Here is a 13,953-nt window from a genome sequence, read left to right as displayed (position 1 = left end):
ATGGAATTTTTTAATCCAAATTCAAATTATGATTTCATGGGGGCTCGTAAGTGGGCTGCTATTCTGTCCGCTTTGATTTTCATCATCTCTCTGGGGGCTTTAGCTGTCAATGGGCTCAATTGGGGGTTAGATTTCACCGGGGGTACCCAAATTGAAATTACCTATCAAAAAGCTGCGGACTTACAAAATATCCGAGAAAGCTTAACCAAAGCAGGATTCCCTGAGGCGCAAGTCGTTAGCTATGGCACATCAAAAGACGTGTTAATTAGTATTTCTCCTCGCGCTGGTCAGGATCAGACAAAACTTGTGAACAGTGTGATGGGGAATTTACCCGGTGCCGTTAAACAACGAGTTGATTATGTTGGGCCACAAGTTGGGGAAGAACTTGCTACAAAAGGTGCTCTAGCGATTATTGTTTCACTATTAGCGACAATGATCTATATCGCTATGCGATTTGAGTATCGTTTAGCTGTCAGCTCTGCGTTGGCTTTGATTCACGACCCCGTTTTAATTCTGGGGGTTTTTGCATTATTTGGCATTGAGTTTGATCTTAAAGCCCTTGCAGGTTTATTGGCCGTCATCGGGTACTCGTTAAATGATACCATTGTTGTGTTTGATCGTGTTCGCGAAAATTTTATTAAAATTCGTCGTGCAAATGCGATGGAGATTATGAACATATCAATTAACCAAACGTTGTCCCGGACGATTATGACCTCCGTGTTAACCTTGTTTGTGGTTGTTGCCTTATTCATTTATGGTGGTGAAACGATTCATGGGTTTTCACTCGCTTTGATTATAGGTATTGTCGTGGGTACTTATTCTTCTATCTATGTTGCGGGTGCGTTGGCTGTTGCTATGGGATTGGACAGAAAGGACTTTTTGCCAACGCAAAGAAAGGAGCTGGACGAACGTCCTTAGCAGTGCGCTAGATCAGGAATATTATGTTTGGAAACTAAATTCTTAAGCAGGAATTCAATGGTAACTGTTTGTTCTGCATCTCGTATAAATTGTCGATTTTTACAAGCGTTGAAAAACTCCGCAACGTGTTTTAATTCAACGAGATTCCGGTGTTGATCCTTATCTGAAAATAACATTCCCATCACTAAGTCAACGGGTTGCTTGTCTATCCCTGCAAAGTCAATCGGACGCTCTAAACGGACAAACACGGCATGCGTTTCTTTCACTTGTTCCGTACGAATATGCGGTATGGCAACACCATAGCCTAGGCCTGTAGAGCCCATTAACTCACGTTGCCAAAACTGATCAAATAAAGCGTTGGGATCAATGTGAGGTGATGCGGCACAAAAATGGTTGATCAAGGTTGAAATGACCGTCTTTTTACTTTGATCGCCAGTTAATATAACGGTTGCATCAAGTTTCATTTTTCTTCATGCCTAACTTAGATTAGGGATGTAATTGTATCGCCTATAATGACTCTAGACAATAGCAATATACCATTTGCTTAGGTACTACGCATGAAAAAGCAATGGACTTTTAGGTGAACATTTGCGGGTATCTATGCCTGCCGTTTGAATGGACATGGGCGAATGCAATACTAATTGTCGTTTGGTGAGAATCACAATATAATCTTTCTTGCATCAATCTTAACTAAAGGTATCATCATGTGGGCACTCTGGGAAGCAAAAAACGCTGGCTTACTTCAATCAAAGCATTGGATAAATAATCTAATTGCAGGGATGATTGTTGGCGTTGTTGCGCTACCTCTGGCAATGGCTTTTGCGATTGCGAGTGGTGCAAAGCCAGAACAAGGGCTGTACACCGCTATTGTGGCCGGGGTTATTGTGTCTATTTTTGGTGGTAGTCGCCTTCAAATTGCTGGGCCAACTGGTGCGTTTATTGTGGTATTAGCAAGTATTACTAAAAAATATGGTATTGAAGGATTACAGATAGCCACGTTGATGGCTGGCATTATGTTATTTTTTCTTGGATTAGCCAAGATGGGTTCAATCATCAAATTTATTCCCGATCCCGTCATTGTTGGTTTTACAGCAGGCATTGCTGTGATTATTTGGGTGGGACAATGGCAGGATTTTTTTGGGCTTCCTGATGTATCAAGTCACCATTTTCATTCGAAATTATATCAGCTGATCCAGTCCTTTCCACACTTAAATATCACAACAACCCTATTGTCGGTATTGGCGTTATTTATTGTTATTTATTGCCCAAAGATTCCTGTATTTAAACGCCTTCCTGGACCTCTGATGGCGTTAGTCGTGATCACTTTGTTTCAGTATCTATTTCAATTTGAGGGTGTTAAAACGATTGGAACAGCATTCGGTGGTATTCCGCAGGGGTTACCCAAGATAACGATACCATCGATCAGTTGGGGACAGTTGACTGAATTAATTGGCCCTGCTTTTACCATTGCAATGCTTGGAGCGATTGAGTCTTTGTTATCTGCAGTCGTTGCAGATGGCATGGCTGGAACGCGCCATGATTCCAATCAAGAATTAGTTGGTCAGGGTATAGCAAATATTGTAACACCATTATTGGGTGGGTTTGCTGCGACTGGTGCCATTGCCAGAACAGCAACGAATATTCGTAATGGCGGCACAAGCCCTTTATCAGGGATCATCCATTCATTGACGTTACTTGTTATCTTAATATTGTTAGCGCCTTTAGCTATACACATTCCCCTTGCCGTACTCGCCGCAATATTGTTTGTGGTAGCCTGGAACATGAGTGAGGCCAAACATTTTATCAAAATGGCACGCCGAGCACCGAGAGCGGATGTTGTTATCTTGTTAATGACATTCTTTTTGACGGTTTTTGCTGACCTGGTTGTTGCTGTTAATATTGGTGTGATTATTGCTACTCTTCATTTTCTGCGGCGCATGGCAACCAGTGTGGAAGTAAGACAAGCGACGGAAATGGAATTAATTCAAGAATTTTCCCCAAGTGAAAGTGTCAAGCTTCCATCCAATGTCTTAGTCTTTTCTGTGGAAGGACCCTTATTTTTTGGAGCAGTCGAGAATTTTGAACGAGCGCTTGCTGCTTCTCATACTGATCCAGGGTATCTTATTATTCGTCTCAAATGGGTGCCATTTATTGATATGACTGGTCTGCAAACCCTTGAGGAAGTGATTCTTGATTTACATAAACGTGGCGTCACAGTTTTGCTATCAGGTGCAAATAAACGTGTTACCGAAAAGTTAAAAAAAGCAGGAATTCTTGAGTTGGTGGGCTTAAAGAACTATTTTAAAGACTTTGATGAAGCCCTTGCTTTCGTTAAGACGGTGTGTGATAAGCCCTAAAAAGAAAGCCCGGCAGTTGCCGAGCTTTCATGTGTTGATGCATCACATTATCGTTTTTCGCGCAGTTTTTCTTTGTGTTTAAGGAGTTGGCGATCCAGTTTGTTAACCAAATCATCCACGGAAGCATACATGTCATCTGTTTCAGAGCGTGCATGCAATTCACCTTGAGTTACGAGAATGGTCGCTTCTGCAATTTGGCGAACTTTTTCGACATCAAATACAATATTGATTGATGTAATTTTATCGAAATGCTTTTCTAATTTATCAAATTTTTCTTGAGTAAACTGCTTGAGTGCAGGGGTTAGTTCCATGCGATGACCGGTCATATTGATTTGCATCATGGTTACGCTCCTTAAAGATTTTATGACATAATACGTTTATCTAATCTTAATGTCGTTTCCGTATTAAGATAGCTTTTTTCGAGCACTAGATGGGGGAATGCCCATCGCTTCCCGGTATTTAGCCACTGTGCGACGAGCGACATGAATACCTTGCTGTGCAATTAAATTAGCGATTTTACTATCGCTTAATGGTTTTTTACCATTCTCTTCCTGAATAAGTTGTTTGATTACTGCTCGTATGGCTGTTGACGAACACCCACCACCTGAATCGGTTTGCACTTGGGATGAGAAAAAATATTTCAACTCGTAGAGTCCTCTTGGCGTATGAATAAATTTTTGAGTGGTAACACGAGAAACAGTTGATTCATGCAATCCTAACTCAGTGGAAATATCATTAAGTACCAAAGGTTTCATGGCTACTTCGCCATGCTCAAGAAAGTCTTTTTGTTTTTCCATAATGCAACGTGCCACATTTAACAATGTTTCTTGGCGGCTTTGTATGCTCTTCAAAAACCATTTTGCTTCTTGTAAGTTCGATTTAAGATAAGTTGAATCGGCTTGATTCGGACTTTGTTTGAGTAATTGGGCATACTGATTATTAATACTTAATTTTGGCAAACTTTGATTATTGAGTGCAACTTGCCATTCTCCGTTGTCCTTTCTAACAATAACATCCGGAATGACATACTCTGTGAATTCTTGTTGAATCATTTCACCGGGCTTTGGGTGCAAGCGGTGTATGATGTCTAGTACTTTGTTTAGTTGATCATCTGAAATGCGATAATCCTTTTTGATTTGCTTGTAATTATGTTGGCCTAGCAACGTTAGACTTTCGCTAAGAATTGATTTGGTGAGTGCTTTTAACGGTTCTTCTACCGGGTAGTGGTTGAGTTGAACAAGGAGACAGTCCGCCAGATCACTTGAGCAGCAACCGATAGGATCCAGATTTTGTAGAAAATGTTTCACTGCGATCACTTCATCAAATTCTAGTTCCGATAATTCTTGTTTTAAACTATGGAAAATGTCTTCAATCGGTAATGTTAAAAACCCATCTTCATGGCATGCATCAATAATGGCTGCACCAATGACTTTATCGACGATAGATAGCGTGCTTAAGGTTAATTGCCAGGTTAAGTGTTGATGTAGATCGGTTGTTGTCGAATATAAATTTTCAAAACTTTGCTTATCTTCACTGAAGTTATGGAAAGCACTTTCAAAAAGGTTAGCCCATTGATAATCATCATCAATTTCGACGGTTTTCACTTCGGGTTCTTCATTGGTAGGCTCTTCCTGCGTGGCTTCGAGAAGAGGATTCGTTTCTAGGATTTGTTGGATTTCTTGTTGAAGGTCTATAGTGGAAAGTTGTAGGAGGCGGATGGCTTGTTGCAACTGGGGCGTTAACGTCAGTTGTTGGCTAATATTTAATTGTAATGATGCCTTCATATAATCCTCAATTAAAAACATCGCCTTTAATTAAAGTTTAACTGATTATCGTCGATAATCCAGCTTTTTCCAGCGCTATTTTATAGATGGTTATAAAATAACGAATTTAAATGCATGAGGTAAAATGTTAAAAATAGAGATAATAAGGAGAGGTTTGAATAGGTAGGGAAGGAATTTGTTAGTATCTCAAGCACGATACAGAGAAGCAGATACTAACAAATAGTGCACTGACATCAACTCAGTGCAAACATCAGGTAAAAAAAGAAACTACTTAATTTTCCCTTCTTTGTACATAACATGTCGACGTAAGACAGGATTATATTTTTTCAATTCCATCTTATCAGGATGGGTACGTGGGTTTTTAGTTGTGGTGTAATAATGACCAGTGCCTTCAGTGCAGTTCATTCTAACTTTAGTAGTAACAGCTGCCATGATTGTTCCTTAAACGATATAATTAAATTTTTTCGCCGCGGTTGCGAATTTTCTCTAACACAGTTTTTATGCCTAATTTATCAATAATACGCATACCACGTGTGCTGACACGCAAAGTGACAAAACGGTTTTCTTCATCAACCCAATATCTTTTTTGCTGGATATTAGGCAAAAAACGACGTTTGGTTCTGTTAACTGCATGCGACACGTTGTTACCTGACATTGGTCGCTTGCCTGTAACTTGACAGACTCTAGACATGTTGTTACTCCAAAGATTACACGAGGGCTAACAAAAAGGCGATAAGACCCTCTACTTCTGAATTTGTAAAAATCAAGACGCGTTTTATAGCAAATATTCACAAAGAAAGCAACTATTTGTTATTTATTTCTTTGGAAAATGATCAAAAATTGGCTCAGCTAACTCGTGTTCGTGCTCGTGTCCTTAGTGGTCACTCTATTTAAGGAAAGTCCTTAAATTCATCCTGATTGTCATTATCCTTGTTGGTAATGGCATTTCTATTCGATGTTGGCACATCCTCTTCTACATCATTGGTTGGGTGAGCATGATAATCGGTCGGACTTTTGCCATTGATGTGATACAAAAAAGCGAGCAATTGAGCGACGGCGATATATAAAGCCGGTGGAATTTCTGCGTTCAACTCGACATTTTCGAGCATATAGGTTAATTGCGCATCTTGCTGGACAGGAACACCATGTTTTCTAGCAATTTCAACAATCTTACGCGCAATTTCACCCCGCCCTTTGGCAGTCACTTTCGGTGCGGATTTTCCATCATAATCTAAGGCAATACTGATATCGTTTTCTTTGCTCATAACTCAATATCCACTATGGAAAATGGGTGTTCCCGGAAATCATTTTGTTCAAGACCGTGATTAATTTGCCAACGTCCCAACCTAAGTCCTTGCTCATTGGCCCAGACACTAAGCAGGGGTTTGATTTCTTGTAACATGTGTTCATTCTGCGGTTTCTCAATGTTAATTTCAACGCCGATCGTCTTATAAGTTAGTTGAACTTTGGCTTGTATAGGGCCGATATTATCTAAATTTAAGGCGAATTGGGCTGACCAGGTATCAAGTGACGTATTATGTTGAAACGCTTCTTGCTTAATGAGTAAAGGGATGGTTTCAATACGTCCATTGAGCCTAAACGGGAGATCCAGCATTATCTGATAATTTGTTTGGCTTTGGTTTAAACCTAAGTGAGACAGTTGCAAACTCGTTATTCGAGCTAGACCTGCCTTGGCTAGAAAATGTAATTGATCTTTGAGAGACAGTTTATCTATCCCTAATTCAAGGAGGTCAGCCTCTTGAAACGGTTGGGGTATTGCACCTGGCAGCGGTAAAGGGGCATGTTTCGGATTAACATTGGCTGGTAGCTTAAGCGATTTATCCACTTTGGAGTCGACGGTTTGGGTTAGCGCGAGCAGTCGAAATAGCATGCCTTTTAAATCGCCTTTGATTTGATAGGCATTACTCGAACCAATTTTGCGTAATTTGTTTTCAAAGAATAGTCCGCTTTTGCCCATTAAGCTCGGTAGCACTTGACTTAATTGGCCTAACATTGGCATTGATTGCATCCAATTTTGTATTAATGATTGGATGGGTGGGGGTAACCGATTCGTTTGCATTAAATTGGCAATGTGACTTAACACTTGGTTCGTCGGTAGTTGTTGAGTAATATGTTGGGAAATTGCTTGTTGAATAGCTTGCGTTGTGTTTGTTTGGGGCTGAACTTGTAAATGAATTTCATTCCCCTGTTTTGCGACTTGCACTGTCAGCTCTTGCCCAGGGATATAGCGATGTGCTGTTTGAGCATTAATATTATTGCCATTAATATTGAGCATAACCGTTTGATCATTCACGGATTTAACAACGATGGTTTTTAGTATTTGACCCACATATAAATCGCTGACAGCCCGGTTGAGTTTGGCGACCTCTCCTGGTTGAATTTTGATTTGTCCGGGTGCAAATGTTTCAAGCTGCATCATTCATCCTTAAACGGTCAGTCAAACTTGTTCATTGTATTGATTAATTTTCTATCACTCTTATTATAGCAATACCAAGATTATTCGGTATATTTTTTTCAGGACTTCTAAATAACCTCCCTCAATTTCCCCTCTCCCCGGAAACGGGGAGAGGATGCCCGAAGGGGGGGGGCGGGGTTTTTCGTAAGCACTTCAAGCACCATGCGCTATTCATCAAAATAATAACTTCGATTCAACAACCCCTCATCCGCCCTTCGGGCACCTTCTCCCCATGTCTGGGGAGAAGGGAACATGAAGCAAGTTATTTAGAAGTCCTTTTTTTGTTTTTTGCACAGATAATCACTTGACCGTCATGCTAATTTCAGGAATCATAACAACTATTTTATAGACAAAGTCAGGACACTTTCCAGGATGGCATTATGTTAAATCGCGCTGTTATCGTTGATGAGCAATTTACGGCATCCATTCACAATCATCAATTACCTTCTCCGGCAAGCCACACGCATTTTGAACAAGCAGATCTTGATAAACAACAAGCCATACAATTATTTGATACGCAGATAAAATCCAGATTGCTTGATATCATTGCCCGTGAGTTAAAGGAAAAAGGATTATCTTTCTACACGATTGGTAGCAGTGGTCATGAAGGAAACGCGGGCGCGGGGCTCGAATTATCGCTAAAAGATATGGCTTTTTTGCATTATCGCAGCTGTGCGTTTTATATCCAACGTGCGCGTCATCTAGAGACAGTTGATGGTCTAAATGATTGTATTTTATCCTTTTTAGCGTCTGCCGAGGATCCTATTTCGGGTGGACGACATAAAGTATTTGGCCGTAAGGAATTAAATATTCCTCCACAAACATCGACCATTGCGTCGCATTTGCCGAAAGCTTTAGGGTTAGCCGTATCGTTAAGTCGCGGCAAAAATGCGGGATTTGAAACGGATCTTGCCTCAGATGCGATTAGCTATGTTTCATTTGGAGATGGTTCGGTGAACCACGCCTCATCACAAACGACTTTGAATGCGTGTTCGTGGTTAGCAACGCAAGGTATTCCCTTGCCGCTTGTTTTTTGGTGCGAGGACAATGGGACGAGTATTTCTGTCCCCACGCCCACAACTTGGATAGAAGCGTCCATTGCAAAGCGCCCCGGTATCCATTATTTCACTTGCGATGGCTTAAATATAGCGGATGTGGTTAAAACAGCAAGGCAAGCTTTTCACTTGGCTCGGAGTAAAAAGGTACCCGTGTTTGTGCGTATGCGCTGTGTGCGATTATTAGGTCATGCTGGTTCGGATATTGAACTTCAATACAATACGCTTGAGCAAATTGAGCGAACAGAGAAACAAGATCCGCTCTTGCATACCGCCAGAATGCTACTTGAAGCGGGCTGGATGAATGAACAAGCCATTTTGACGTTGTATAAAGACAATCGTGCTTTAATTGAAGCCAAAGCAACGGCCGCCCTAAAAACAAAAAAACTCGATTCTGCCGAACAAATTGCCTCGACGGTTATTCCCGATGCGACCTATTACCGCTCTTCACCCGGGATGCCTGATGATGCAAGCCGACAAGCAATTTTTGCGGAACAGGCGAATCAGCTCAAGCTAAAACGCAATTTATGCCAACAAATTAATTTTGCATTAACTGACTTGATGCTGCGTTATCCTCAGATAGTTATCTTTGGCGAGGATGTCGGCAAAAAAGGGGGCGTATACCGAGTCACGGCAGATTTGCAAAAGCGGTTTGGTCCGAGAAGGGTGTTTGACACCTTACTGGATGAAACAACAATCCTAGGAACAGCCATTGGATTTGCTCATAATGGGTTTATCCCCATTCCAGAAATCCAGTTTTTAGCTTACTTGCATAATGCAGAAGACCAATTAAGAGGGGAAGCGTCAACGTTATCCTTTTTTTCAAAAGGACAATATCAAAATCCAATGGTTATTCGCATCGCCTCTTGGGCTTATCAAAAGGGCTTTGGAGGGCATTTTCATAATGATAATGCCATCGGGGTATTGCGGGATTTGCCTGGGGTTATTGTCGCAACGCCCTCCCATGGTGAGGATGCTGCAAAAATGCTGAGAACTTGTGTTAAATTGGCTCATGAACAACGACGTGTCGTTGTCTTTTTAGAGCCCATAGCCTTGTATATGACCAAAGATTTGCATGAGGCTGGCGATAATTTATGGCTAAGCGAATATCCCGATCCTTCCGAGATGATAGAGCTTGGTGACATCAGTGAGCATGGCAAAGGGGATATCGCCATTTTAAGCTTTGCAAATGGGTATTACCTATCGCGACAAGCGGCTGCCATTTTAGAAAGTCAGCACCAAATTCAAACCAAAGTGATTGATATTCGATGGTTGAACCCTTTGCCGATTGAGGCCATATTACAAGCTGTTAGAGGCGCAAAACATATTGTGATTGTTGATGAAAGTCGGAAAAGCGGCTCTGTCAGCGAAGGGATATGGACCTTGCTGCAAGAAAATAGCAGCAGACCCTTGTCGATAAGCCGGATTACGGCGAGTGATTGCTTCATTCCTTTAGGCGATGCATGGCAACATGTTCTGCCCAGTCGGGATGCTATCGTTAATCATGTTGCATCAATATTAAAAAGTCAGGAGAAAAGCCGTGGACGATTTATTGTTAATTGACCAACACTTAAAAGATGAAGAACGAATGATAAGGGACAGCGTGGCAAAATTTGTTGCTGATGATGTTGTTCCTATTATGGAAGAGTCCTTTGAAAAAGGAGTATTTCCTCCAAAGCTTGCGCAACAAGTCGCTGATTTAGGCTTGTTGGGTTTGACCTTGCCTGAGCAATATGGTGGTTCAGAAGCCTCGTACGTCGCTTATGGGCTTGTATGCCAAGAGCTTGAGCGTGGCGATAGTGGTCTTCGAAGCTTTGTTTCCGTACAAAGTTCATTATGCATGTTCCCCATCTATCAATTTGGCAGTGAAGAACAACGTCAGAAATATTTGCCTGACATGGCCAAAGCGAAGTTGATCGGAAGCTTCGGGTTGACTGAACCGGATTCAGGATCGGATCCCGGCAGCATGCGCACAAAAGCGGTCAAAGTAGATGGCGGGTGGCGTTTAAATGGCGCAAAAACTTGGATTACCAATGCGCCTGTTTGTGATCTAGCAATCGTGTGGGCGAAAACCGATCAAGGTATTCGTGGCTTCATTGTTGAAAAAGAATTTGATGGATTTATCCGACGGGAAATCAAGCATAAAATGTCACTGCGTGCTTCTGTCACGGGTGAATTGGTATTCGATGATGTATTTGTCCCCGATTCGCACTATCTCCCGGGCAGTGAAAGGGGATTAGGTGCTGCTTTAAGTTGTTTAAGCCAAGCCAGGTATGGCATTTGTTGGGGAGCAATTGGCGCAGCGATAGCCTGCTTTGATATTACCAAAGATTATGTTATTGACCGACAAGCTTTCAATAAACCGTTAGCAAGTAACCAATTAATACAAGCCGATTTGGCCGAGATGTATAGTGAAATATTAAAAGCCCAATGCTTAAATTTAACCATTGGCCAACTTAAAGACCAAGGAAAAGACACCCCTGTTATGATTTCGTTGGCGAAACGTAATGCATGTCGTCAGGCATTAGCGATTGCTCGTGGCTGTCGGAATTTGTTAGGCGGCAATGGCATCAGCCTAGAATATCACGTCATTCGCCATATGTTGAACTTGGAATCCGTTTACACTTATGAAGGAACGGATAATGTTCACACCCTCGTTTTGGGACGTCATATTACAGGTATTAATGCATTCCATTAAAAAATCTGGATGATGATGGGTCCTTCGTATTCAGGCTTTGCCTAATGTGGAGGACATCCCATCAGCGAGGCTATAATTCATTTGGGTAATCATGGATCTATTCGGTAACGCAAACGTTCACGAAAAAACGATTGTTATTTCTATGCAAAGAATCGTAGTTGGTAACAACTGTTAAAGGGATGGATTTTTATTGCGAAATGATGGATTCAATCCCAGCAACCCACGCAGGACTATCGTTAACGCAGGGAACTAATGTCAGCTTTTCACCTCCTAACGCCAACCAAAGCTCTTGTCCTCTTATCCCGATTTCTTCGAGGGTTTCTAAACAATCCGTAGTAAATGATGGGCAGGCGATCAATAAATTCTTGCTGCCTTGATTGACTAAAGTTCTTAATTGTTCATCGGTATAAGGTTGAATCCAGGGGGTTCGACCAAGTCGAGATTGAAAGGATGTGCTAATTTCATTGGGCTTTAAAGATAAGGCATCAGCAATAGCTCGCGATGTCGCAAAACATTGAGAACGATAGCATTGTTGATTAAGTTTTGGGTTGGGACAAGATCCTTCACAGACCGTCTGGCAGCCACTTTTCATAATTTGTCGTGTCGGTAGACCATGATAACTTAATAAGAGATGGTCATGCGTCTCAAGGTGAGGTTTTATGAGGGCAGCCATTGGTTCAATAAAGCCTGGGTGATTGTAAAAGTCACGAATGATGGTTAATTTTGGCTTGTCTTCAAAGACGCTTAATCTATCATAAACAGTTTGAATAGTTGATTCAGTTGTAGCCCTCGAATATTGGGGGTATAAAGGTAAAACGGTTATTGATTGGCAGTCCATGAGATTTTTTAGCGCCGATTCGATAGAGGGTTGACCATAGCGCATCCCTAACGCAACTTGGAATGCTTGGCCAAGCTTCTCTTGTAACTGTTCTTTTAATCGAAGACTGTATGCAAGCAAGGGAGAGCCATTTTCCTGCCAAATTTGTTGGTAAGCGTGCGCTGATTGTTTTGGGCGAAAGGGTAATATTAAGCAATACAAAAGTGCTAGTCGAATCGGCTTAGGTAAATCAAGTACATAGGGGTCGGATAAAAATTGTTTTAAATAACGACGAACATCTTTGCGATTTGGTGAATCTGGTGTACCCAAATTAACCAATAATAACCCACGTTTCATTGACTAATCGTTCTAATTGACTAAGTTAGCATTTTATCTGGTTTGTTTAGATATTGAAATAGTTTGGAATAGAGATAGCCTTATAGATGAGAAAATCCCACTATTCCGTAAACGTTTGCGTTACCGAAATAGCTTAATTGTAACAATAACACTCGACTAATAATCCGACACTTGCTGTTGCTAATCGCAAAACTAGAGCGACATTTCCAAGCTTAAACGAATTATTTTTGATAGAAAGGGATTGGTTCGGTAACGCAGACGGTAACGCAAACATTCACGTAAGAGTATATATTTCCCAAGCTTTCTTAACTCTAAAACAAAAACCCGGAAAAACAAGATAGTTTGCCCGGGTTATTATAGGATGAGGACAATTTCGAAGGTGGGTAATATCATCCTTCTTGACATTCTTTTAGCATTTCCCGCTGTTGGTCAGGTGCCTCTGTCAAAGCTATTACGTTAGTGGCATGATGCCCACGTTCTCCTTCAACAAGGTCGAAATTGACTTGTTGCCCAGGAAATAACGTTTTGTACCCTGTACCATGAATTGAAGAATAGTGAACGAAGATATCTTCACCGCCGCCTTGTGGAATGATAAAGCCCCATCCTTTGGCATTATTAAACCATTTGACTTCACCTATAGCCATTGCTCCCTCCTAATGTAAAGCACTCAATCGCATGTTGCGTCCCTATCAACATAGCAATTGCATTCATCCTTTAATGAATATTGCTACTTTCTACCGATTTTTTTCAGTAGGTACTTTCAACATAACCTAAAATTAATCAGCCACTCAAGGGTTTTGTTTAAAAAAACTTAAAAAAAACCGTTATTGTAGTCAAAATTTGACACTATGGGTAAGAAAAAAAAAGAGTGACTATATAGTGTATACTTATAAATAATAATTGATTATTTTTATAAGGGAAAAGCAATGATCGAGTCATTTCAGCTAGCAAATCACCTATTGGTCGCCATGCCTGGTTTGACAGATCCTAACTTTGCCCATTCAGTTGTATATATTTGTGAACATCATCAAGAAGGCACGGTTGGACTAATTATCAACCAACCTTTGCAATATCACTTAGGATTCATTTTCGATCAAATGAACATACACGCGACCAAGGAAAAGCAAAAGCGTCTTCCTGTGTTATTCGGTGGGCCTGTTCAACCAGAACGAGGGTTCGTTATACACCGCCCATCTGGCTTGTGGCGATCAAGCTTAAACTTGAAGGAAAACGTGACAGTCACAACGTCAGATGATATTATCAAAGCCCTTGCTGAAGACCAAGGGCCGAGTGATGTCTTGATAACACTGGGTTATGCGGGGTGGTCTAAAGAGCAAATTGATTATGAAGTTAAGATGAATCAATGGCTGGTTTGCCCTGCCACATCCGAATTACTTTATGAAATACCCTTTGAAAAACGATGGGAAATGGCGGGTCAGTCCATTGGTGTGGATATGAGTCAATTAAGCTTTCAGTCTGGTAATGCCTAAT

The 13,953-nt window shown here is 41.1% G+C and carries 14 protein-coding genes; 5 read left to right on the top strand and 9 right to left on the bottom strand.

Annotation, left to right across the window (positions count from 1 at the left end; all coding sequences use genetic code 11):
- Window positions 1-918 carry a protein translocase subunit SecF gene (gene secF, locus AB3348_RS04620; RefSeq protein ID WP_367606394.1) on the top strand — a complete coding sequence of 306 codons (918 nt, stop codon included), beginning with the start codon at window positions 1-3 and terminating at the stop codon, window positions 916-918.
- Here the strand turns inward: secF and AB3348_RS04615 are convergent.
- Complete coding sequence (locus AB3348_RS04615; RefSeq protein WP_367606393.1) at window positions 915-1,382, bottom strand: PTS sugar transporter subunit IIA; 468 nt, start codon at window positions 1,380-1,382, stop codon at window positions 915-917. The two genes, secF and AB3348_RS04615, sit on opposite strands and share 4 nt — an antisense overlap.
- 240 nt (window positions 1,383-1,622) lie before the next feature.
- Between AB3348_RS04615 and AB3348_RS04610 the strand changes: the two genes are divergently transcribed.
- Window positions 1,623-3,275: a SulP family inorganic anion transporter gene (locus AB3348_RS04610; protein WP_367606392.1), complete on the top strand. Its 1,653-nt coding sequence runs from the start codon at window positions 1,623-1,625 to the stop codon at window positions 3,273-3,275.
- 47 nt (window positions 3,276-3,322) lie between these two features.
- On the opposite strand, the gene raiA is transcribed toward AB3348_RS04610, so the two are convergent.
- The 6 genes from raiA to AB3348_RS04580 form a co-directional block, all read right to left on the bottom strand.
- Window positions 3,323-3,613: a ribosome-associated translation inhibitor RaiA gene (gene raiA / locus AB3348_RS04605; protein WP_367606537.1), complete on the bottom strand. Its 291-nt coding sequence runs from the start codon at window positions 3,611-3,613 to the stop codon at window positions 3,323-3,325.
- A gap of 66 nt (window positions 3,614-3,679) precedes the next feature.
- Window positions 3,680-5,059, bottom strand: a complete 1,380-nt coding sequence (locus AB3348_RS04600; protein ID WP_367606391.1) for an RNA polymerase factor sigma-54 — start codon at window positions 5,057-5,059, stop codon at window positions 3,680-3,682.
- 267 nt (window positions 5,060-5,326) lie between these two features.
- On the bottom strand, window positions 5,327-5,491 hold the full coding sequence (gene rpmG, locus AB3348_RS04595) for a 50S ribosomal protein L33 (protein ID WP_367606390.1): 165 nt from the start codon (window positions 5,489-5,491) through the stop codon (window positions 5,327-5,329).
- A gap of 22 nt (window positions 5,492-5,513) precedes the next feature.
- Window positions 5,514-5,750 carry a 50S ribosomal protein L28 gene (gene rpmB / locus AB3348_RS04590; RefSeq protein WP_367606389.1) on the bottom strand — a complete coding sequence of 79 codons (237 nt, stop codon included), beginning with the start codon at window positions 5,748-5,750 and terminating at the stop codon, window positions 5,514-5,516.
- 199 nt (window positions 5,751-5,949) lie between these two features.
- Entirely contained in the window at window positions 5,950-6,324 is a 375-nt protein-coding gene (locus AB3348_RS04585; RefSeq protein WP_367606388.1) for an EscU/YscU/HrcU family type III secretion system export apparatus switch protein, read from the bottom strand.
- On the bottom strand, window positions 6,321-7,499 hold the full coding sequence (locus AB3348_RS04580; RefSeq protein WP_367606387.1) for a hypothetical protein: 1,179 nt from the start codon (window positions 7,497-7,499) through the stop codon (window positions 6,321-6,323). The genes AB3348_RS04585 and AB3348_RS04580 overlap by 4 nt, the downstream gene beginning before the upstream one ends.
- 416 nt (window positions 7,500-7,915) lie before the next feature.
- Here AB3348_RS04580 and AB3348_RS04575 point away from each other — a divergent pair, with 416 nt between their 5' ends.
- On the top strand, window positions 7,916-10,153 hold the full coding sequence (locus tag AB3348_RS04575) for a thiamine pyrophosphate-dependent enzyme (protein WP_367606386.1): 2,238 nt from the start codon (window positions 7,916-7,918) through the stop codon (window positions 10,151-10,153).
- A gap of 25 nt (window positions 10,154-10,178) precedes the next feature.
- Window positions 10,179-11,288, top strand: coding sequence for an acyl-CoA dehydrogenase family protein (locus AB3348_RS04570; protein WP_367606536.1), 1,110 nt, complete (start codon window positions 10,179-10,181; stop codon window positions 11,286-11,288).
- Between the two features lie 187 nt (window positions 11,289-11,475).
- Here AB3348_RS04570 and hemH read toward each other — a convergent pair whose 3' ends face one another.
- Together hemH and AB3348_RS04560 are read right to left on the bottom strand one after the other, a co-directional pair.
- Window positions 11,476-12,462, bottom strand: coding sequence for a ferrochelatase (hemH, locus tag AB3348_RS04565; protein WP_367606385.1), 987 nt, complete (start codon window positions 12,460-12,462; stop codon window positions 11,476-11,478).
- Between the two features lie 389 nt (window positions 12,463-12,851).
- The gene (locus AB3348_RS04560; RefSeq protein ID WP_367606384.1) at window positions 12,852-13,106 is read right to left on the bottom strand and encodes a cold-shock protein; all 255 of its coding nucleotides are present in this window, start codon (window positions 13,104-13,106) and stop codon (window positions 12,852-12,854) included.
- Window positions 13,107-13,388: 282 nt separating this feature from the next.
- On the opposite strand from AB3348_RS04560, the gene AB3348_RS04555 reads away from it, so the two are divergent.
- Window positions 13,389-13,952 (top strand): YqgE/AlgH family protein, encoded by a 564-nt coding sequence (locus AB3348_RS04555; RefSeq protein WP_367606383.1) that lies wholly within the window; start codon window positions 13,389-13,391, stop codon window positions 13,950-13,952.
- The last annotated feature ends 1 nt before the right edge of the window (window position 13,953 follow it).

It is taken from the genome of Legionella sp. W05-934-2, assembly GCF_964199965.1.
Lineage (GTDB): Bacteria > Pseudomonadota > Gammaproteobacteria > Legionellales > Legionellaceae > JAFIFT01.
This window is presented reverse-complemented; position numbering and strand designations above follow the sequence as displayed.